Source organism: Enterococcus gilvus ATCC BAA-350 (assembly GCF_000407545.1).
GTDB classification, from domain to species: Bacteria; Bacillota; Bacilli; order Lactobacillales; family Enterococcaceae; genus Enterococcus_A; species Enterococcus_A gilvus.
Map to the genome: position 1 here is coordinate 346,093 of NZ_ASWH01000001.1, position 19,840 is coordinate 365,932.

Genomic DNA, 19,840 nt, shown 5'->3' on the forward strand with positions numbered 1-19,840 from the left:
AGCCTCCTTCATTTTTCTTGTCCTCATTATAGCAAAAACCAAGGGAAGGCATTTGGTTTTACAAACTTTCTATAGAAAAACACGCCATGAAAGGAACGCGTTGTCCGGTTTCATGGCGTGTTAGTATAGTGCTTATTTTGGAAAATAAGTCGTAACATATGTATCAACTGCTTTTAAAGCTGCTGCTACATCTTCCGCGGTAACGTTCATGGGCATTTCGTGAATTGTCTCTTCGTCAATGGTTGCTTGTTTGCCTACTTTTAAAAGATCGTCATAAGAAGCGTCTTTTAAATGCAGGTCTTCCAACGTGGTAGGCAATCCGAGTAATTGATATAAGTCGATATATTCATTCAATTCTGCTTCTTCCGCATTTTCAAGCATGAGTTGAGTGAGGGTACCATAGGCTACTTTTTGGCCATGGGAAAGCTCATGGATATCGCCGTCTAAGACAGTGAAGCCATTGTGGATGGCGTGTGCAGCGGCCAATCCAGCACTTTCGAAGCCAAGGCCGCTTAACAAGGTATTGGCTTCAACGATTTGTTCGAATGCCTCAGTGACCACATGCGCTTTGTTTGCCTCAATTGCTTTGAGCGCATTTTCAAAAAGTACTTCTTCTGCTTTTTCTGCAATCGCCATTCCGGCAGAAGTTTGAGAACCTCCGGCCATAGTTTTCCCACGCTTTTGTGCGACAGCGCGTGCTTCAATAAAGGTAGCCAAAGCATCAGCGATCCCATCTGCCAATAGTTCCGAAGGCGCATTTACGATGACTTCGGTATCAACCAATACTAGATCAGGGTTTTTATCATAGAAACGATACCCTTCAAAAACGCCCTCTGGCGAATAAATGACGGAAAGCGCAGAGGTAGGAGCATCAGTGGAAGCAACCGTCGGTAAAACAGCTAACGGTAATTGAACATCATCGGCGACGGCTTTTCCTGTGTCGATCGCTTTTCCTCCTCCTAAGGCTACGATCACGTCAAAATCTTTTCCCTTTGCATCTTCAGAGATCCGATCAATCTCTTTTTCTGAGGCTTCACCGCCAAAAATTTCTTTGACCGGATGCATCCCGTTCTCTTCCATTGTTTTAAAAAGTTCTTTGCCGGCGATTTCCCAAACTTCTTCGTCGGTAATAAGTAAGGGGGTCTCTCCTAAGGCTTTGATGTACTTTATGCCGTCTTGCAACATGCGTTTGCCTTGAACATAACGAGACGGACTTGCAAAAATTCTTTCCATAGTAATAACCTCCAATAATTGATTATATTCAGTGTTGCACAGAAAGAAATCGATTTCAAAAAATACGCCTAGTTATTTTATTTAACTCAGCCTATTTGAATAAGAAAAGTACAAAAGAAAGCGCGCAGGAATTATTCCCCACGCGCTTAATTTAAAAAGTAAAGTTATGTAAATATTCTACTGTCCAATATGGGACATGAGAGTTACTTAGAATGAAATTTCCGATTGTAGAATGTCAAACTGGTGCTCATGAGCCAACCGGCTAAAAGTCCGATCAAACTACCAATCACGATTCCTAAGAAACGAAATTGGATTAAACTATAAAGATATTGTTGTCGAACCAATAACGAAAGCATCAATGCCATCGGCGTAGAAAAGAATTGGGCGATCGCATAGTTGCGTCTAATAAAATATTCAACTGTGACGAACAAGGTGGTGATCACGAGTAAGGTTGCAAAAATGGATAAGTGTAAATTTAACAGTAAAGCAGCAATTGCTAATCCGACTGCAGTTCCGAAAATTCTCTGTACATTTCGATGCGCCATCGCGCGCAGATTATCTGCCTGCAAAATAGAGGCACAGGAAACGACTAGCCAATAAGGATTTCTTAGTTGCAGGCCCACACTCAAATACACAGCAAAAAAGAGTATCCCGCTATACAAAAGACTGTCCATAATAACTGCAGGATCATCATTTATCCGACTTTTTAATGATCGTGAGGCAGTCTCGGCCGGTAGTGGGGATGTTTCTACAAAGTGCAAAAGCAATGCAATGATCAATGCAAACAATACACCGAGAAAAAAGTAGCCACTCATCACGGGGATTTTATGTAAAGGGATCTTTGTGCTAGTACCCATAGCTGTAACCATAATGATAAAGAATGGTCCTGGCTTAGAAATGCCATAAAGACGAAAGAAAAAGCGACCCAAAAAGCCGACAAGAGCGACCACAATAGGTGCTGTCCAGGCTGCATGAGTGGAGAGCATTCCTAGAAAGTTGCTCGAAGTCAAAAAAAGACCAACAATCATCAAGCGAGACATTAATTGTTTTAATGGAAGTCGTTGATAATAGAGAAAAGTAAAAATACCTAAAGAACCAAAACTGGAGATGGCAAGTTGATGGGATAAATACCCGGTGAGTAAAACGCTGATCATACAAAGGCCGGCGCCAATTAAGCGAAACGGGGAATCCTTTGTTTTATTATAATGAATCAATTCTTTAAAAAAAGATTGCTCCATTTCATCACATCCTTCTTCTATAGGCTAGCACAAAAATAAAAGAAAGTTCAATAGAAACTTTCTGAAAACGATTGTTTGTTAAGAAAAAAAGGTTGACATTCCATAGAATAGATTGTATACTTGTAAAGTTGAGAAATGAAAGCAGAAGCACCCGCTTCTCGCCTTACGCGAATATCTCGCTGGGCTAGATAGTTAATGACTGATCTTTTCGATGAGTCGACTACGTGCGGGTTCGTAAAGAACTCGTTTTTTTATTTGCTTTTTTTCTCTCAAAAATTTTGGAGGTGAATGACCATAGCAAAGGATATGATGGTTAACGACGGCATTCGTGCACGTGAAGTACGTTTGATCGGACAAGACGGCGAACAATTAGGTGTTAAATCAAAAGTTGAAGCCTTAAAAATTGCTGAACAAGCAAACCTTGATGTAGTCCTAGTAGCTCCTGGTGCGAAACCGCCTGTAGCGCGTATTATGGATTATGGGAAGTATCGCTTCGAACAACAGAAAAAAGAACGTGAAGCGCGCAAGAAGCAAAAAGTGATCAACGTTAAAGAAGTTCGTTTGAGCCCAACAATCGACGTGAACGATTTTAATACAAAACTTCGTAATGCACGTAAATTCTTGGAAAAAGGCGACAAAGTGAAAGCTTCGATCCGTTTCAAGGGCCGTGCCATTACCCACAAAGATATTGGTCAAAAAGTTCTTGATCGCTTAGCTGAAGAAACTGCCGATATCGCGACAGTGGAACAAAAAGCGAAGATGGACGGACGTAGCATGTTCTTAGTGCTTGCACCGAAAGAGAAGAAAGACTAGCAATAATTTTGAGAATGCATCTTTGACTCTGGTTAAAGAGTATGCGAAATGAAAAGTAGGAGGAATTTTAGTCATGCCAAAACAAAAAACACATCGCGGTTTAGCAAAACGTGTAAAACGCACCGGTAACGGCGGTTTAAAACGTTTCCGCGCATTTACAAGTCACCGTTTCCACGGTAAAACAAAAAAACAACGTCGTCAATTACGTAAAGCGTCTATGGTATCAAAAGGCGATTACAAACGTATCCGCCAACAATTGGCACGCATGAAATAATTGCGCAACCCGCTTTACAACTTTAAAAATTCAATGATTTATTTATTAGGAGGAATTAAACATGGCACGTGTTAAAGGTGGAACTGTAACTCGTAAACGTCGTAAAAAGACATTAAAACTAGCTAAAGGTTACTACGGTTCTAAACACACTCTATTTAAAACAGCTAAAGAACAAGTAATGAATTCATACAACTACGCATATCGCGATCGTCGTCAAAAGAAACGCGACTTCCGCAAATTGTGGATTGCACGTATTAACGCTGCAGCTCGTATGAACGGCTTGAGCTACTCAAAATTAATGCACGGTCTTAAAGTTGCCGGTATCGAAATCAACCGCAAAATGTTAGCTGATTTAGCAGTTAACGATGCAGCTGCTTTCACTGCACTAGCTGACCAAGCAAAAGATTCATTAAACAAATAATTGTTGCGAAACAATCTTTTAGCCTGCTCTTGTGAGCGGGCTTTTTTTATTGTCTGAATGAAGAGCAAGAGGCACGTGTGCGCAAGCATATTAGAAGATACATTGAAACACTTGTGCTATGGTTAATACATAGAATAACTTGAACGGTTATTTCGTTGTACTGTTTCATTTTCTTTGGTCATAAACGAAGTATTAGGAGGGAAATAGCATGAAAACATTGTTTAAATTTATGGTAGCCAGCACATTGGTCGTAGGCGGCGTATTGGTTGCAGGAACTATTTTCACAACGAAGAAGATTGATGAATACGGGGACGATCTGCAAAACTTTTTGCATTAATCTTTTTCTATTAATCATTGAACAGTCACGTGCCATTTCATTTGGTGCGTGACTGTTTTTTGTCGTAAACACAATTATTTCAGGGCTCCATGAAATTATCGACCTTAAAAAATGCCAGAAATCCGTATACTTAAGGTATCAGATGAATGAGATGGAGGAATGAATATGAAGTGGTATAAACAATCAACTGAAGAAGTTTTGAATAAACTAGAAGCGAAACCCACGGGATTAAATAAACAAGAACGTAAAGCCCGTTTAGAAAATCATGGACCGAATAAGATGGCAGAAAAGGAGCAGGTCAAACTGTGGCGAAAAATTGGTAAGCATTTTACCGATCTGTTAATGATCGTATTGATCGCCGCTGCTTTGCTGAAATTTGCGACGGGTGAAGTGGTTGAAGGCGGAATTATTTTCTTAGTGGTGATCGTCAACGGATTTGTCGGTTACTGGCAAGAACGCAAAGCAGAAGAGTCTTTAGATGGATTAAAGCAAATGATGGGACAAGAGGCGACCGTTTTGGATGATGGTCAGCCGATAACGGTTGATTCTGAAGCCTTAGTTCAAGGAGATGTCGTCGTTTTAAAGGCCGGGGATATCATCCCTGCTGATTTACGTTTGATCGAGGTTCATGATCTTGCTGTAGAAGAGTCTATCTTGACGGGGGAATCTGAAGCTGTTGAAAAATCAGTGGAAGCAATCTCTCAAGAGGCACAGGCGGGAGATCAGTTGAACATGGCTTTTTCTGGAACACTCGTACAGACTGGTTCAGCACGTGGTTTAGTGGTCGAGACTGGAGATGCTACTGAAATAGGAAAAATCAATCATGCGCTGCAATCGATCCAAGCGCAGACAACACCGTTAGTAAAAAAGATGCATCAATTAAACAAGCAAATCTTTCGCGGCATTTTAGCATTGATCGTTTTCCTGTTATTCTTTACAAGTTTCAGGTACGGGATGGATTGGAGCTTGATGTTTTCGGCAAGTATTGCCTTGATCGTTGCGATGATCCCGGAAGGACTGCCAGCCGTTTTGACCATGATCTTGTCAATGGGCGTGAAGGAAATGGCGGATGAGAATGCCATCATCAAAGCAATGCCAGCAGTAGAAACGTTAGGATCAATGACTGTCATTTGTTCGGATAAAACAGGAACACTTACGAAAAATGAGATGACTGTACAGGAAGTTGTAACGGACGAGTTGCCTATAGTCAAAGAAATTATGAACAACACGCAAGAATTGAAGACGAAAGACAGTCAGAAAATAGAAGAGATCCATGGAAATCCAACGGAATTAGCATTGCTGAATTATGTAGCAGAAGACGAGCAGCTATTAAAGCCTGTTTTAGGTAAAATTCCTTTCAGCTCAAGCTACAAGTACATGGCAACGATGCATGATGAGAATGAGGAACGGGTGATTTTTGTTAAAGGTGCCCCAGAGGTTCTATTGGAAAAATCTGCATTGTCCACGGAAGAAAAAGCCAAATGGGAGAAAAGCGGTCTAGATTTAGCTAGTAAAGGTCAAAGAGTCTTGGGATTTGCTTACAAGAAAGTATCCTCTAATGATGAATTGACACATGACGCACTAGAAGGATTGTCGTTTGCTGGGTTGGCAGGGATCATTGATCCGCCGAAGGAAAGCGCGATTCGTGCAGTAGCCCAGGCTCAGGAGGCGGGCATCTCAGTGAAAATGATCACTGGCGACCATAAGGCGACCGCACAAGCAATCAGTGAGCAAATTGGCTTGAAGCACACATCCAAAGTACTTGAAGGTTCAGATATTGATGGCCTGACGGATGAAGAGTTAACGGAGGTTGTTGGAAAAGTCGATGTATTCGCTCGGACAACACCGGATCACAAATTGCGTATCGTAACAGCCTTGCAGAAGAAAGAGGAAATTGTGGGGATGACTGGCGATGGGGTCAATGACGCACCCGCTTTGAAGCAAGCAGATATTGGAATCGCTATGGGAATCAAAGGCAGTGAGGTCAGTAAGCAGGCAGCCGATATGGTCTTAGCGGATGACAATTTTTACACGATCGTAAAAGCGGTCAAAGAAGGCCGCAGGATTTTTGATAATCTTCAAAAGACAATTAACTTCTTTTTACCAACTGCATTGGCACAAGGGTTAATCGTAATTTTAGCCTTACTGATGAATCAACCATTGCCATTGACGCCAATCCAGATTTTATGGGTCAACATGGTGACGACCATCACGCTGTCTTACGCATTAGGCTTTGAAAAAGCAAGTGATGACACGATGAAACGTCCGCCAAGAGACACGAAGATGGGGATTCTGTCAGGATATAGTTTCTTCAGAATCCTGTATGTGTCCTTGTTGATCATGATCCCAGCGTATTTCTTATCGATGCAGTTCGAGGGAGCGGCACTGCAACAGACGATTCTTTTACAAAGCATCGTTTTGGGACAGGCAGTCTATATGATCAATTGTCGTGAAATGTTTGATCGGGCAATTAATCGTCGTTTCTTCGAAAATAAATTCTTGTTCCTTTCATTAGGAATCCTCTTTGTTCTTCAATTAGGCGTCGTCTTCTTACCAATTGGACAACAATTAATTGGAACGACCGCACTTAGTATGGTCCAACAAGGGATTATTGCTGGAAATGCGTTCCTATTATTCTTGGTTGTAGAAATCGAGAAGCGAATCAGCAAAGGGATTTTCCAAAGAAAAGAAAAAGCGGTCAGTCATTACCAAAATGACTAACCGAGTTGCTTATAAATAGGAACGAGAGGTGAGTTCAGTCAATTGACTGAGCTCATTTTTTGTTGGCATCGTAGAAATATAGAGTACTGGTAATGGCGTAGAATCCAATGGAATATTTGAGAGAATCATATCTCCCGAATGGACTCGCAGACCATCCAGTTGCGAAGGCTCGAGCGGAATCAAATTGATCCGTTTTCCCAAAAGATCATCTAATTCCTGTTGTAGAAAGGCTTTCCAGGCAGGTTCTCCTTGAAATACAAAGAAGACGGTCCGCATATGGGGCTGAATCATAAAAATTGCCTGCTGGCTCAATAGAGAGAAAAGGTTGATAAAGTACGTTTGATCCCCGATAGTAGAAAATTGCGGCAGGCTATTAAACAGCAGCGTGCTCTTCTCGCTTAAAATGGTGTATTCTTCATTTCTTTGTACCAACAGTTCCTGGTATTCTAATTGAAATTGTCTCGATAAAGTAGGCGATTCTGCATATTTTAATAACAGCAGTAAGATGTTTGTGGAAAGATTAGTTTGGAGCAGCGATTTCAACGTTAGTTCGTCGGCGATTTCTTGGACGGTTTGCTCCGCTTTCTCACGTAATTCGGAATACTCAGTCTTCAAAACCTCTGAGACCCGATTTCCTAGAAAATTATTGTAGTTCCAGCTTTCTAAAAAGCAGAAAAAAGCAAAAAAGATTTCTTCGTCTCGCAAGTAAACACCTTCTTTTTCGTAAAGCCTCTTTAAAAGCGGACCATAAAGACTAAACAAAGGATCGTTGGCGTTAAAAGAAAAATTATCAATGGGACATCCGGCTTTGATGCGAATGCTATTGATAAAAAACCAGCAAATTCCAAAAATCTGTTCGGTATCCACCGTGAGCTCTTCCTTGAGGTCTTTGGTCAAAAAGTACAGGTAGTGCTCCTCGTGGATGGAATAATCTTCAAAAAAGTAATTGTTGTGAGTGAAAGGTACCAACAAACGATGATAAAAAATTCGGATCGCACTTTCCTCACCTGTGAGATAGGCACTTGTTGACGTTAAGCGAATCTTGATATTAAATGGCTGCAATTGGCGGTTGATTTTGGTTCGCTGACGTTTGAGTGTTTCATAGGACACACCCGTCTCATCAAGAAATCGCGGAACATTCAATTCTTTGGTGAAAAAAAGGTCTTTGACCAACTGCAGGCTCACGGAATGCGGCAAGAAGGCTTCCCAAAGTTCATTAGTCAGGGAATGTTCTTGGGCCGTTAATCGAATGCCGTTGTTATCAGAATCTAATTGCCAATTTTCAGGCAAGTACCCTCGAATAAGCTGGAGATCAGAAAAAATCGTTCGTTCCGTAGTACCGATTTTTTTTGCTAATTCTTTAGCTGTTAACTGTGAATGGTTGAGAAGTTGCTCTAAAAGTAAAATTTGACGATAGATATCTTTTTCAGTGATGATTTTTTTTAACATGGAATACATAGAGGAACCCTCCTTCAAAAATAAGCATACGAAAGAAGGGCGGGGTAGGTCAAGCTGCACCTTATTCGAGTGGGTATATAAAGTAGGGTTTTTTTTGGTTGTATGGTAAAGTAGGCTGAAGTTCTGAGTTAAAGTATTATAGAAGAAAGGGAAATCATTATGATCAAAGTTGTGTTTACGTATCGAACCACTAAAAAAGATTTACCTGAATTAATGGAAAAATTTGCTGAATCAGGCCGCAATCCCAAGTTTCATTCAGAGGTAACCAATCAAAAAATTGAGATGTTTCAACGAACGGATGGAGAAGATGTCTATATCGTGTTAGATATCTATTACAATTCGAGGGAAGAGTTTGAGGAAAGAACGCGTTTTGAAAGAAGTTTGCCCGAATGGAACGCATTATGGTTTGTACCAGACATCAAACATACGGAAGTCAGCGTCGACGTATTTGATGTATTGTAGTCGAAGGATTTACTCGTTTAGAAGAAGGTTCCCTTACTCACAAGAGTTTGGGATTTTTTTTATCATTAAAATAGTCTATACTTCTATAGGTAAGTAAAAATGTTTTATCAGAGAGGATGGACACGATGTTACAACGAAAAATCGGGAACAGCTATTGGGAAACTTCAGCGATTGCTTTAGGGATCATGCGAATGGCAGCGCTAACGCCACAAAAAGCGGCAGAGGTTTTAGAGACAGCATTAGAAAGTAAAATCAACTTCATCGATTCAGCAGATATGTATGGCGATGGAAAATCAGAAAAAGTTTTTGGTGCAGCTTTAAAAGAAGCAAAAATTTCTCGTGACAACTTCTTTATTCAATCAAAAGGCGGCATTGTCACAGGCGATGACAAGCGCTATGATTTTTCAAAGCAACATTTACTAGACTCTGTAGATGGCATCTTAGAACGGATGGGTATTGACTACTTAGACAGCTATTTATTGCACCGGCCAGATCCATTGATGGAACCGGAAGAAATCGCAGAGGCCTTTGACATGTTGCAAGCAAACGGAAAAGTACGTCATTTCGGCGTGTCTAACTTTAATCCAGAACAATTTCAGTTGCTGCAATCTCATGTTGATCAAAAATTATTGATCAATCAGCTGCAGTTTTCAATTATGCACACAGGAATGATCGATTATGGCATGCATACGAACATGACCGATACACGTTCCTTCGATCATGATGGTGGCGTACTAGAATTTTCTCGTCGCAAAGGTGTGACGATCCAAGCGTGGTCACCATTCCAATATGGTTTCTTCGAAGGCGTCTTCGTGGATAACGAGAAATTCCCAGAATTGAATGAGTTATTAGCGACACTAGCTAAAAAATACAACACGAACAAAAACGCGATCGCAACTGCTTGGATTTTACGCCATCCAGCGAATATGCAAGTGATCCTTGGTACGATGAATCCGACGAGAATCAAGGAAAGCGCAGCGGGCGGCGATGTGACCTTGACGAAACAAGAATGGTACGATGTGTACTTTGCGGCAGGAAATGATTTGCCGTAATAAGTGATACCTGTTTACTAACCTTCTCAGTGGTAGAACTCTTCTACCACTGAGAAGGTTTTTTGTTGAAGACAAATAGATAAGCAGCAAGCAGATTATTCTTCTATATAATAGAAAGTTTTTTACGAAATAACGAGAGACCAATCAAAGAAAGGTTGCTTCAAAAAAGAAGACTCGGGTCTATCAACTAAAAGAAAAGGAGTTACGCGACAAAGCGAAAGAGCACTTTTTTAATAAGAATTTCATACTGTTTTTGGGTTATCTGATAAAAAAAGATGAATTTGCATTTTTGTATGAAAATAATAACGGTTTTTATTTGAAAATGATTAGAAGGATGGAGGGAGGGGGAAGAGGCTGTTTTTGAACCAGTAAAAACACAACAAAGTAGAAGTTGTGATTGTAATCGTTAACAAAATGATTTTATAGCGATTGGTATACTAGCTTTTAAAGGTATATTAAAAATTATCGAAGCCGTTTTGGGGGTTTATTGTGAATATATGAACTTTATAATCTTGCTATTTGTCATTTTAAAATAGTCTATTTGAAGAGAACCCAAAAACTAAATATTCAATTATTAAATAAAATCAATTAGAAACTTTCTAACTTTTATTATAATTCAAAGAATTGTCAAGTGTTAAAGTTGTAAACGTTATCAATCGCTTATAAACTAAGGGTGTAAGTTACGAAAGCGCAAACAACAACTCAGCTTTTCGTTTTGCTTGAGTGGAAAAAATAACAAATCGGTTTGCGCAATAACAAGTATGGAGGAGAATCGTTATGAGTTCAAAAGTTCTTGACCAATTTCTAGAAACGAACTTGGAAGATCTAAAAGCAAAAGGATTGTTCAACACTATTGATGTTTTGGAGGGAAGCAATGGTCCAATCATTACTGTCAATGACCAAAAAATGATCAACCTGGCTTCTAACAACTATCTAGGATTTGCTACTCGACCTGAAATGATCGAAGCAGACGTAGAAGCAACAAAACATTACGGAGCAGGCGCAGGCGCTGTTCGAACAATCAATGGAACTTTAGACATTCACCAAAAATTAGAAGAAAAAATCGCTGAATTTAAAGGAACGGAAGCAGCGATCGCGTTCCAATCTGGTTTCAACTGTAACATGGGTGCCATTTCAGCAGTAATGAAAAAAGGGGATGCGATTTTATCAGATGAATTGAATCATGCCTCTATTATTGACGGGTGTCGTTTATCTGGTGCGAAGATCATTCGTGTAAATCATCAAGATATGGAAGATTTAGAAGCGAAAGCAAAGGCTGCGACAGAAAGCGGCGAATACAACAAGGTGATGTATATTACTGACGGTGTCTTCTCAATGGACGGCGACGTAGCAAAAATTCCTGAAATCGTAGAAATTTGCGAAAAATACAATGTCATTACTTATGTGGACGATGCGCATGGTACAGGTGTTATGGGTCATGGTCACGGAACAGTAAAACATTTTGATATGCAAGATCATATCGATTTCCAAATGGGGACATTATCAAAAGGGATCGGTGTTGTCGGCGGATATGTGGCTGGTACAAAACAATTGATCACTTGGCTGAAATCGCAAGCACGCCCATTCTTATTCTCTACCTCTTTAACGCCTGGCGCTGCTGGTGCTTGTATCAAAGCAATTGATTTAATCGAAGAACATCCAGAATATGTGGATACATTGTGGGAAAATGCCAATTACTTTAAAGACGAATTGAAACGAATCGGTTACGATATCGGTCAATCAGAAACACCAATTACCCCAGTAATCGTCGGTGACGAAAAATTAGCGCAAGAGTTCTCTAAGAAACTATTAGAAAACGGTGTTTATGTAAAACCTATCGTATTCCCAACGGTGCCATTAGGAACAGGTCGTGTGCGGAACATGCCGAATGCGGGACATACGAAAGAAATGCTAGACGATGCTATCAAAGTATATGAAAAAGTCGGTAAAGAATTAGGAATCATCAAAGAAACAGTCAAATAAAAACCAACTATACGAGAGACAGAGAGGAAGAGACATTCATGAAAAAAGTATTGATCACAGGCGCATTAGGACAAATCGGTTCAGAATTAACAGAAAGATTACGCAACGATCTAGGTGTCAAAAATGTTATCTCAACAGATATTCGTACTGTTGAAGGCAGCCCAGTTGTTGAAAATGGTCAATTTGAAGAATTAGATGTAACGAACTATGACAGCTTCTTAGATATCGCTAAACGTTATGAAGTGGATACGATCATCCATTTAGCAGCATTATTATCTGCAACTGCTGAAAAACGTCCAGCATTTGCATGGAATTTGAACATGACAGGATTAATGAATGCATTAGAAGTTGCACGTGAAATCGGACCGAAAACAAAATTCTTCGCACCATCTTCCATTGCAGCCTATGGTCCAGACTGCGAACCAGACAACACACCGCAAGATACAGTGATGCACCCTACAACCATGTATGGAGTAACAAAAGTTGCAGGTGAATTATTAGAAAATTACTACCATGATAAGTATGATGTGGACAGCCGTTCGGTTCGTTTCCCAGGCCTGATCTCATACAAAGTGGAACCTGGCGGCGGTACAACAGATTACGCGGTAGATATTTATTATGAAGCATTGAAAAACAAATCATACACATCCTTCATCGACAAAGGGACTTATATGGATATGATGTACATGGATGACGCGATCGAAGGAATCGTGAAATTGATGAACGCGGATGCAGATCGCTTGGAACACCGCAATTCATTCAACATTACGGCAATGGCATTTGAACCTGAACAAATTGCAGCGTCAATTCGCCGTCGTATTCCTGACTTTGAAATGAAGTATGATGTAGATCCAGTTCGTCAAGGAATCGCTAATTCTTGGCCAAATTCGATCGATGATAGTGATGCTCGTAAAGAATGGGATTTCAGTCCTAATTTTGACTTAGATAAAATGACAGATGAAATGTTAGAACGCTTATCAGCAAAATTTAAGGCTGAAGGTGTAGAAACAAAGATTTCTTTTGATAAAGTCAATTCATAAAATGGCAAGGATTTCTTAATAGAACATGAGGGGGAAATAAGAAAAAAGGAAATGTTTAAAATAACGTTTCCCTTTTTCTTTCTCCATGTTAAAATAATGTCCGAACAAATAAAGAAAGTTATTGAACCCTTGGTATATCGCAATTTTTTGTCTTATTTCTATTGTCTAATAACTTTTACTATTTGTTTTGGATGTCAAGTTAAGAAGTGAACAAACAGTCGCTTCGAATTTTAAGGAGGAAAATTTATGGCAGTCGACCAAACAGAAGTCGTTGGTTCGCCAAAAGGTGAATTGAAACGAACGATGACGTTCTTCCCGGCACTCTCGACAGTAATGGGTACTGTAATCGGTGCAGGGGTATTCTTTAAAGCAGCCAGTGTTGCTGCAGTGACAGGCTCCACCAGTTTACACATGTTGTCTTGGTTCTTAGGTGGTTTGATCAGTGTCTGTGCCGGATTGACGGGTGCGGAATTAGCTGCAGCAATCCCAGAAACAGGCGGGATGTTGCGTTATATCGAACGCGCGTATGGAGAATTCTGGAGTTTCTTATTAGGCTGGGCGCAAGTAATTATTTATTTCCCGGCAAATGTAGCCGCTTTGGCGATCATTTTTTCAACACAGTTTATCAACTTGTTCGGTATGAGTCCTTCATTATTAGTGCCGATCGCGATCGTTGCTGCGACTTCGATCATGCTGATCAACTTCTTGGGATCAAAAGCCGGCGGGATGTTCCAATCAATCACGTTAGTTTGTAAGCTTGTTCCTTTGGCATTGATCGTTATCTTCGGATTGATGCGTCGGGGTGATGTAACGGTAAGCTTGTTCCCAGTTACTGCGGGTCCTGCTGTTGGTGGGTTTGCTCCAGCTTTAGGTGCAGGTCTATTAGCTACAATGTTCGCTTATGATGGCTGGATTCACGTTGGAAATATCGCTGGAGAATTGAAAAAACCAGCACGTGACCTTCCTCGTGCCATCGCCGGCGGAATCTTAGGGATCATGGTCGTTTATCTATTGGTTCAGTTTGCTTTCCTACGTACGATGAATATTTCTGACTTAGCTGGAAATGACAATGCAGCGATGCAAGTAGCCAACACGATTTTTGGCGGCATGGGCGGTAAGTTAGTAACAATCGGTATTTTGATCTCTGTTTACGGGACGATCAACGGCTACACCATGACTGGTATGCGTTTGCCGTATACAATGGGTCTTGAAAAACAATTGCCATTCTCTGATAAATTAGTGAAGCTGAATAAAAACCAAGTTCCTTACATTGCAGGGATTTTGGAATTAGTAATCGCTATCGGTATGATGATGATCGGCGGCTTCGATATGCTGACAGATATGTTAGTATTCGTAATCTGGATCTTCTACACACTCGTATTTATCGCGGTTATCAAATTGAGAAAAACAGAACCAGATTTGGTTCGTCCTTACAAAGTGCCGCTTTACCCAATCATTCCAATTGTTGCGATCATTGGTGGACTCTTTATCTTAGTAATGACGTTGATCAACCAATTCCAATTAGCGATGATCGGTATTCTGATCACAGCATTGGGTATTCCTTTCTATATGTACTTGAAGAAAAAATACAAATAGTAAACGATAAAAAACACGCTCCCATCATCGGAGCGTGTTTTTTAAACGTCTTCTTTGGTTGTTTCATAATAAGTCAAAAATAATTCATGCAGCGCAGGGTGCGTTCTCTTCAGATGGACTAGACGATTGGTTTCATAAGACATAAAGCAATGCCGACTTGTGCCTGTAGTGACCAATTTTTCACCATTGTAGACGCGGTATTCGAAGTCTAGGCGCGTGCCGGTATATTTCGTGACGATTGGCTGGATCAAAATTTGATCTCCAAAGCGAACCATTTCTTTATACTCGCAGCTGACACCTAATACAGGGATCATGATGCCATCAGCCTCGATTTTCTCAAAGGGACACTCCATAAAGGTCAGAGCATCCACACGGGCTTCTTCAAACCAGCGGATGTAATTTGAGTGATGAATGATGCCCATCTTATCTGTTTCGTAGTAGAAGGGCTTACGAAGATAGCCGGGATATTTTTCCATTAGGTCATTTCCTTTCAACGGCGTATTTTTTCATGTAGTGAGGCAGGGCTTCACTGATTGCAGTGGGAAGAACAACATAGTTTTTTTCAGCTAATGCATCGCCAATTAGGCTATGAAGATAAACAGCTGCACCGATCGTATCGGTATTTTTTTCAAATTGTGCTAAAAATCCAGTGATCATACCAGCCAGGGTGTCTCCCATACCGCCAGTAGCCATGCCAGGGTTCCCGAGCGGATTCTGATAATAAGCGACCGCTTCGTCATAGATGGTCGTTCGATGACTTTTCAAAACGATTCGCGCCCCTAACAAGGCTTGCTGGGCACGATTATTCTCGTCTGTCTGCTGTACAAACGTTAGTCCGCTCAGCCGCTCCCATTCGGCTTGATGAGGAGTGAAGATGGTGTGGTCAGCAACCTTTAGTTCGAGTTCTTGCTCGCTGAATAGAGTAATAGCGGACCCGTCAATTACTAGCCACTGGTCTTCTTTTTGATTTTTTAAGACATATTTTAAAAGCATTAGTGCTTCCTTGGCTAATCCAAGACCTGGTCCGATCAAGATGACATCTGCGGTATCTAGGACATCATAGATCGTCTGTGATTCACTAAGATCAACGACCATTGCTTCAGGTAAACGCGTGTGCAACGGTGCGTGATTTTTTTCTGCAGTGATGACTGTTGTGAGACCAGCACCACTCTTGATACAAGCCTCGGCACTCATAATGATCGCGCCGCCATATTGGTGATCGCCGCCAATCAACACGGCCCGTCCAAACGTTCCTTTATGAGAAATTTCCGGTCGTTTCGTGATGACTTTATGTAAAATGTTTTCGCTCAATTGAACCATCGAGCCACCTGCCTTCGTTGAATGATTAGTTTCAGTAGGAAGAGTAAAACAAAACTCGCTATGGGTATCATTATAAGGGAAAAAGGAGAAATTTTCCTAGCATTTCTTAAAGAGTTTTCATTTTTATTCTATTGAATAGAATGCTATCATTAGAGTGGTTTAAATTAAAGAATGTCCATTCAACTTTGCCCGTTTTTCTTTACGCTTTGGCGTATTTAAAAAAAGATGACCTGCATTCGAATGGCACTAATTTTTCCTGAAAAATTAATTCTTTAAAACGAATAAGGAGGAATCTTTCAATGACAATCGATTTTAAGAAAGAGGTCGAAGCACGCAAAGACGATCTATTAGCAGATCTATTCACTTTATTGCGTATCAAAAGTGAACGTGAAGACGACAAAGTAACAAAAGAAGCACCATTCGGACCTGGACCGGTGGAAGCATTGGAAAAAATGCTGGAGATCGCAGAACGCGATGGCTTCACAACAAAAAATGTCGACAACTATGCCGGCCACTTTGATTATGGTGATGGCGATGAAACTTTAGGAATCTTCGGTCACTTAGACGTGGTACCTGCTGGCGACGGTTGGGATTCAGATCCTTACGAACCAGAAATTCGCGATGGCAAATTGTATGCCCGCGGTTCAAGCGATGACAAAGGCCCATCAGTTGCGGCTTACTATGCAGTAAAAATCATCAAAGAATTAGGCTTGCCAATCTCTAAAAAAATCCGTTTTGTCTTCGGCACGGACGAAGAAAGCGGCTGGGGAGATATGGATTACTACTTCGAACATGAAGAAAAACCTGACTTTGGCTTTTCACCAGATGCGTATTTCCCAATCATCAATGGTGAAAAAGGGAATGTAACGATGATCCCTCACTTTGATGGTACAAACGGCACATCCTATGTGTTAGTGAATTTCGAAGCAGGTCTTCGTGAAAACATGGTTCCCGGAAATGCAATGGCAGAAGTGAAAGTTGCCGATGCAGACGCTGCTGAAAAATTAGCGAAAGACTTTGCAGACTATGTCGAAAACAACCCAGTCAGCGGAAAAGCAGATGTTGCTGGTTCAACTGTTACTTTACACTTAGACGGAAAAGCAGCACATGGTGCTTCTCCTCAATTAGGAACAAATGCTGGTACTTTCTTAGCAGTCTTCTTGAACAACTATGATTTCGAAAAAGGGGCAAAAGCCTTCATCGAAAACAGCGCAAACTATATCCATGAAGATGTATATGGTAAAAAACTAGGCGTTGATTTCAACAATGAAAAAATGGGCGAATTAACCATGAATGCTGGGATCTTCAGCTTCAAAGATGGTCAAGACAACGACAACCATGTTACATTGAACTTCCGTTACCCTAAAGGTACGACGAATGACGAAATCAAAGCAAAATTAGAAGAATTATTCGGTTCAGACGTGAAAGTGACAGAAGGCGCGCACCACATGCTGCCTCATTATGTCCCAGCGGATGATCCATTGGTAGCTACTTTGCTAGATACGTTTGAAGAACATACAGGTATCAAAGGGGAAGAAAAAGTTATCGGCGGCGGAACATTCGGTCGTTTACTAGAACGCGGTGTTGCTTACGGCGCTCAATTCCCAGGTTTCGAAGATACAATGCACCAAGCAAATGAGTACATGTCAGTTGAAGACATTTTGAATTCTGCAGTCATTTATGCAGATGCCATCTATCGTTTGGTAAAATAGATTTTTAGAAAAGCCACTTGCAATGAAAAATTGTAAGTGGCTTTTTTGTATGCCGCCTCTTGATTGGCAGAATAGCCGCAGGTATTGTATGATTTTTGAGAGGGATTCATTCATGAAGAGAAGGAGTGTAAAAATGACACGAAGACCATTAATTATTAGTACTGATCCTGGGATCGATGATGCAGTAGCGATTGCACTGGCGTTATTTAGCGACGAGTTGGAGATCAAATTGATTTGTCCTATTTTCGGAAATGTCAGTCTGGCACATACAAAAGCCAATACAGAGAAATTACTGACCTTATATAAGAAAGCACCGAAAGTTGTAGTAGGGAGTGATCGGCCGCTTTTAAGAGAAGCGATCGATGCTAGTGAGATCCATGGCGAATCTGGCATGGACGGCTATAACTTTCCGCCTGCTACTGTTTTTGCAGAGGATTCTCTTACCGCAGTGGCGGCGATGCATGAGGTCGTCCGACAAGAGGAAAAAACGACGTTAGTGGGTATTGGCCCATTGACAGATATCGCGTTGTTCCTTCATCTTTATCCGGAAGACTTAGCGAAGATCGACCGCATCGTCGTCATGGGCGGCAGTTTGGGCCGTGGAAATTACGGCGTTTTGTCAGAATTTAACTTTGCAGCAGACCCTGAAGCGGCCAAAATCGTCTTCAATAGCGGTGTGCCCATTCAAGTTGCGCCGCTGGAAGTAGGCGATCAAGCAAAAATTTTACCGGAGATCACAAATAAGGTGAGAAGCTTCGGGGAGATTGGGGAAATGGTTTACCAGTTATTTACGAAATACCGCAGCGGCAGTTACCAAGAGGGGCTAAATATGTATGATGCTCTTGCCATCGCTTTGATTGTAAGACCAGACATGTTTGAACTTACTTCTACAAGGGTTGAGATCGAGACTGTACCCTCATTGACGTATGGCGCGTCATTGATTGATCTGGAAGGGTATCTCCAGTTGCCAGCCAATGCAGAAGTTGCCCTAAGTGTAGAGCCAAAGCAGTTTGAGGAGTGGTTTGTCGATACTTTTGCAAAAATAAAGGAATCTTCGTCGCGTTAAGCAGATAATTGTCAATTTCTGAAAATATCACGTAGGGTTGTATTTAGGAAGTGAAGATGCCAGTTCCATATTCTAACTTTTTCTGACTGCCAGTTCACGCTGTGAAAGTGGAAAATCATTGGAATGATTGACGGCATAAAAATCGAAGGAAATTATCCTAAGAAAATTAAATCTAACGTGTGAAAGAGGAGAGACGATGAACGAACCGAACTTGATCGACCCAAGAAGAATGTTTCACGAGCGTCCATTTAAGAAACAAGACCAAGATACTCCTGCACTGCAAGACGATATGGCACCTAAACCAGACTGTGGCGAAGACAGCTACGTCGGAAGCAAGAAATTAGAAAATCGACGCGTATTGATCACCGGAGGGGACTCTGGGATTGGCCGTGCGGCTGCGATCGCCTATGCGCGAGAAGGCGCTGATGTTGCGATCCATTATTTCCCTGGGGAAGATAAAGACGCGAAAGAAGTGGCTGAATATATTGAAAAAGCTGGGAGAAAATCCCTCTTACTGCCATATGATCTGCGTGAAGATCATGCACCAAAAGAAATGGTAGAAAAAACGGTGGAAGCATTCGGCGGTCTAGATACACTTGTATTAAATGCCGCGCAACAAATTTCACGAGAATCTATTGAGGAATTGCCTGTTCAGCAAGTGGAGGATACGTTCAAAGTAAACATTGTCTCAATGTTTGCGATCGTGCAAGAAGCCTTGCCACATTTGCCAGCAGGAAGCAGCATCCTTACAACAACGTCTGTTCAAGCATTCAATCCAAGTGATCATTTGATGGATTATGCGTCAACCAAAGCAGCGATCGCGAATTTCACGGTCAGTTTAGCCAGTCAGCTAGCGAAAAAAGGCATTCGGGTAAACGGTGTGGCTCCTGGCCCGATCTGGACGCCGTTGCAGTTGGATCACGGACAACCCAAAGAAGCCTTGCCTGAATTTGGTCAAGACTCATTATTAGAGCGTGCGGGCCAGCCTGCAGAATTAGCGCCAGTGTATGTTTTCCTAGCATCAAATGATGCCAGCTACGTTACCTCTCAAATTTACGGAGTGACCGGCGGGGAACCAATCAATCTTTAGAAGAAAGCAAAAGCGTATGCCAGG

18 protein-coding genes and 1 other annotated feature are annotated in these 19,840 nt (G+C 41.2%); of the genes, 13 read left to right on the forward strand and 5 right to left on the reverse strand.

Going from position 1 to position 19,840, the window contains the following annotated elements:
- Positions 1–132: 132 nt before the first annotated feature.
- Together I592_RS01685 and I592_RS01690 are read right to left on the reverse strand one after the other, a co-directional pair.
- Positions 133–1,233 carry a glycerol dehydrogenase gene (locus I592_RS01685; protein ID WP_010781967.1) on the reverse strand — a complete coding sequence of 367 codons (1,101 nt, stop codon included), beginning with the start codon at positions 1,231–1,233 and terminating at the stop codon, positions 133–135.
- Positions 1,234–1,436: 203 nt separating this feature from the next.
- Positions 1,437–2,471, reverse strand: coding sequence for an FUSC family protein (locus I592_RS01690; protein ID WP_010781966.1), 1,035 nt, complete (start codon positions 2,469–2,471; stop codon positions 1,437–1,439).
- Between the two features lie 133 nt (positions 2,472–2,604).
- Positions 2,605–2,732 (forward strand) — a sequence feature (ribosomal protein L20 leader region).
- Between the two features lie 27 nt (positions 2,733–2,759).
- Between I592_RS01690 and infC the strand changes: the two genes are divergently transcribed.
- The 5 genes from infC to I592_RS01710 all read left to right on the forward strand — a co-directional run bounded on the left by infC (position 2,760) and on the right by I592_RS01710 (position 7,037).
- On the forward strand, positions 2,760–3,284 hold the full coding sequence (infC, locus tag I592_RS01695) for a translation initiation factor IF-3 (protein WP_010747120.1): 525 nt from the start codon (positions 2,760–2,762) through the stop codon (positions 3,282–3,284).
- A 73-nt stretch (positions 3,285–3,357) separates the two neighbouring features.
- Entirely contained in the window at positions 3,358–3,558 is a 201-nt protein-coding gene (rpmI, locus tag I592_RS01700; protein WP_010742869.1) for a 50S ribosomal protein L35, read from the forward strand.
- Between the two features lie 61 nt (positions 3,559–3,619).
- Positions 3,620–3,979, forward strand: a complete 360-nt coding sequence (rplT, locus tag I592_RS01705) for a 50S ribosomal protein L20 (RefSeq protein WP_010781965.1) — start codon at positions 3,620–3,622, stop codon at positions 3,977–3,979.
- Positions 3,980–4,187: 208 nt separating this feature from the next.
- The gene (locus I592_RS22120; protein ID WP_010781964.1) at positions 4,188–4,316 is read left to right on the forward strand and encodes a hypothetical protein; all 129 of its coding nucleotides are present in this window, start codon (positions 4,188–4,190) and stop codon (positions 4,314–4,316) included.
- A 165-nt stretch (positions 4,317–4,481) separates the two neighbouring features.
- On the forward strand, positions 4,482–7,037 hold the full coding sequence (locus I592_RS01710) for an HAD-IC family P-type ATPase (RefSeq protein ID WP_010781963.1): 2,556 nt from the start codon (positions 4,482–4,484) through the stop codon (positions 7,035–7,037).
- 9 nt (positions 7,038–7,046) lie between these two features.
- Here I592_RS01710 and mafR read toward each other — a convergent pair whose 3' ends face one another.
- Entirely contained in the window at positions 7,047–8,495 is a 1,449-nt protein-coding gene (gene mafR / locus I592_RS01715) for a global transcriptional activator MafR (RefSeq protein ID WP_010781962.1), read from the reverse strand.
- 159 nt (positions 8,496–8,654) lie between these two features.
- Here mafR and I592_RS01720 point away from each other — a divergent pair, with 159 nt between their 5' ends.
- The 5 genes from I592_RS01720 (at position 8,655) to I592_RS01740 (ending at position 14,628) form a co-directional block, all read left to right on the forward strand.
- Positions 8,655–8,957: a hypothetical protein gene (locus tag I592_RS01720; RefSeq protein WP_010781961.1), complete on the forward strand. Its 303-nt coding sequence runs from the start codon at positions 8,655–8,657 to the stop codon at positions 8,955–8,957.
- 125 nt (positions 8,958–9,082) lie between these two features.
- Positions 9,083–10,009 carry an aldo/keto reductase gene (locus I592_RS01725; protein WP_010781960.1) on the forward strand — a complete coding sequence of 309 codons (927 nt, stop codon included), beginning with the start codon at positions 9,083–9,085 and terminating at the stop codon, positions 10,007–10,009.
- 777 nt (positions 10,010–10,786) lie between these two features.
- On the forward strand, positions 10,787–11,992 hold the full coding sequence (locus I592_RS01730) for a glycine C-acetyltransferase (protein ID WP_010781959.1): 1,206 nt from the start codon (positions 10,787–10,789) through the stop codon (positions 11,990–11,992).
- 38 nt (positions 11,993–12,030) lie between these two features.
- On the forward strand, positions 12,031–13,032 hold the full coding sequence (locus tag I592_RS01735) for an NAD-dependent epimerase/dehydratase family protein (RefSeq protein ID WP_010781958.1): 1,002 nt from the start codon (positions 12,031–12,033) through the stop codon (positions 13,030–13,032).
- Positions 13,033–13,278: 246 nt separating this feature from the next.
- Complete coding sequence (locus I592_RS01740) at positions 13,279–14,628, forward strand: APC family permease (protein WP_010781957.1); 1,350 nt, start codon at positions 13,279–13,281, stop codon at positions 14,626–14,628.
- A 41-nt stretch (positions 14,629–14,669) separates the two neighbouring features.
- Here I592_RS01740 and I592_RS01745 read toward each other — a convergent pair whose 3' ends face one another.
- Together I592_RS01745 and I592_RS01750 are read right to left on the reverse strand one after the other, a co-directional pair.
- On the reverse strand, positions 14,670–15,104 hold the full coding sequence (locus tag I592_RS01745; protein ID WP_010781956.1) for an acyl-CoA thioesterase: 435 nt from the start codon (positions 15,102–15,104) through the stop codon (positions 14,670–14,672).
- Between the two features lie 4 nt (positions 15,105–15,108).
- Entirely contained in the window at positions 15,109–15,948 is an 840-nt protein-coding gene (locus I592_RS01750; protein WP_010781955.1) for an NAD(P)H-hydrate dehydratase, read from the reverse strand.
- Between the two features lie 299 nt (positions 15,949–16,247).
- Here I592_RS01750 and pepV point away from each other — a divergent pair, with 299 nt between their 5' ends.
- The 3 genes from pepV (at position 16,248) to I592_RS01765 (ending at position 19,816) form a co-directional block, all read left to right on the forward strand.
- Positions 16,248–17,660, forward strand: a complete 1,413-nt coding sequence (gene pepV / locus I592_RS01755) for a dipeptidase PepV (protein WP_010781954.1) — start codon at positions 16,248–16,250, stop codon at positions 17,658–17,660.
- Positions 17,661–17,793: 133 nt separating this feature from the next.
- Positions 17,794–18,726: a nucleoside hydrolase gene (locus tag I592_RS01760; protein ID WP_010781953.1), complete on the forward strand. Its 933-nt coding sequence runs from the start codon at positions 17,794–17,796 to the stop codon at positions 18,724–18,726.
- A gap of 196 nt (positions 18,727–18,922) precedes the next feature.
- Positions 18,923–19,816 carry an SDR family oxidoreductase gene (locus tag I592_RS01765; RefSeq protein ID WP_010781952.1) on the forward strand — a complete coding sequence of 298 codons (894 nt, stop codon included), beginning with the start codon at positions 18,923–18,925 and terminating at the stop codon, positions 19,814–19,816.
- Positions 19,817–19,840 lie beyond the last annotated feature (24 nt).

Bases quoted from the DNA above. Each gene is read 5' to 3' on its own strand.
- I592_RS01720 (WP_010781961.1), top strand. From the start codon at position 8,655: ATGATCAAAGTTGTGTTTACGTATCGAACCACTAAAAAAGATTTACCT.
- I592_RS01760 (WP_010781953.1), top strand. From the start codon at position 17,794: ATGACACGAAGACCATTAATTATTAGTACTGATCCTGGGATCGATGAT.
- I592_RS01710 (WP_010781963.1), top strand. From the start codon at position 4,482: ATGAAGTGGTATAAACAATCAACTGAAGAAGTTTTGAATAAACTAGAA.
- I592_RS01685 (WP_010781967.1), bottom strand. From the start codon at position 1,233: ATGGAAAGAATTTTTGCAAGTCCGTCTCGTTATGTTCAAGGCAAACGC.
- I592_RS01740 (WP_010781957.1), top strand. From the start codon at position 13,279: ATGGCAGTCGACCAAACAGAAGTCGTTGGTTCGCCAAAAGGTGAATTG.
- I592_RS01725 (WP_010781960.1), top strand. From the start codon at position 9,083: ATGTTACAACGAAAAATCGGGAACAGCTATTGGGAAACTTCAGCGATT.
- I592_RS22120 (WP_010781964.1), top strand. From the start codon at position 4,188: ATGAAAACATTGTTTAAATTTATGGTAGCCAGCACATTGGTCGTAGGC.
- infC (WP_010747120.1), top strand. From the start codon at position 2,760: ATGACCATAGCAAAGGATATGATGGTTAACGACGGCATTCGTGCACGT.
- rpmI (WP_010742869.1), top strand. From the start codon at position 3,358: ATGCCAAAACAAAAAACACATCGCGGTTTAGCAAAACGTGTAAAACGC.
- pepV (WP_010781954.1), top strand. From the start codon at position 16,248: ATGACAATCGATTTTAAGAAAGAGGTCGAAGCACGCAAAGACGATCTA.
- I592_RS01745 (WP_010781956.1), bottom strand. From the start codon at position 15,104: ATGGAAAAATATCCCGGCTATCTTCGTAAGCCCTTCTACTACGAAACA.
- I592_RS01690 (WP_010781966.1), bottom strand. From the start codon at position 2,471: ATGGAGCAATCTTTTTTTAAAGAATTGATTCATTATAATAAAACAAAG.
- rplT (WP_010781965.1), top strand. From the start codon at position 3,620: ATGGCACGTGTTAAAGGTGGAACTGTAACTCGTAAACGTCGTAAAAAG.
- I592_RS01765 (WP_010781952.1), top strand. From the start codon at position 18,923: ATGAACGAACCGAACTTGATCGACCCAAGAAGAATGTTTCACGAGCGT.
- mafR (WP_010781962.1), bottom strand. From the start codon at position 8,495: ATGTATTCCATGTTAAAAAAAATCATCACTGAAAAAGATATCTATCGT.
- I592_RS01750 (WP_010781955.1), bottom strand. From the start codon at position 15,948: ATGGTTCAATTGAGCGAAAACATTTTACATAAAGTCATCACGAAACGA.
- I592_RS01735 (WP_010781958.1), top strand. From the start codon at position 12,031: ATGAAAAAAGTATTGATCACAGGCGCATTAGGACAAATCGGTTCAGAA.
- I592_RS01730 (WP_010781959.1), top strand. From the start codon at position 10,787: ATGAGTTCAAAAGTTCTTGACCAATTTCTAGAAACGAACTTGGAAGAT.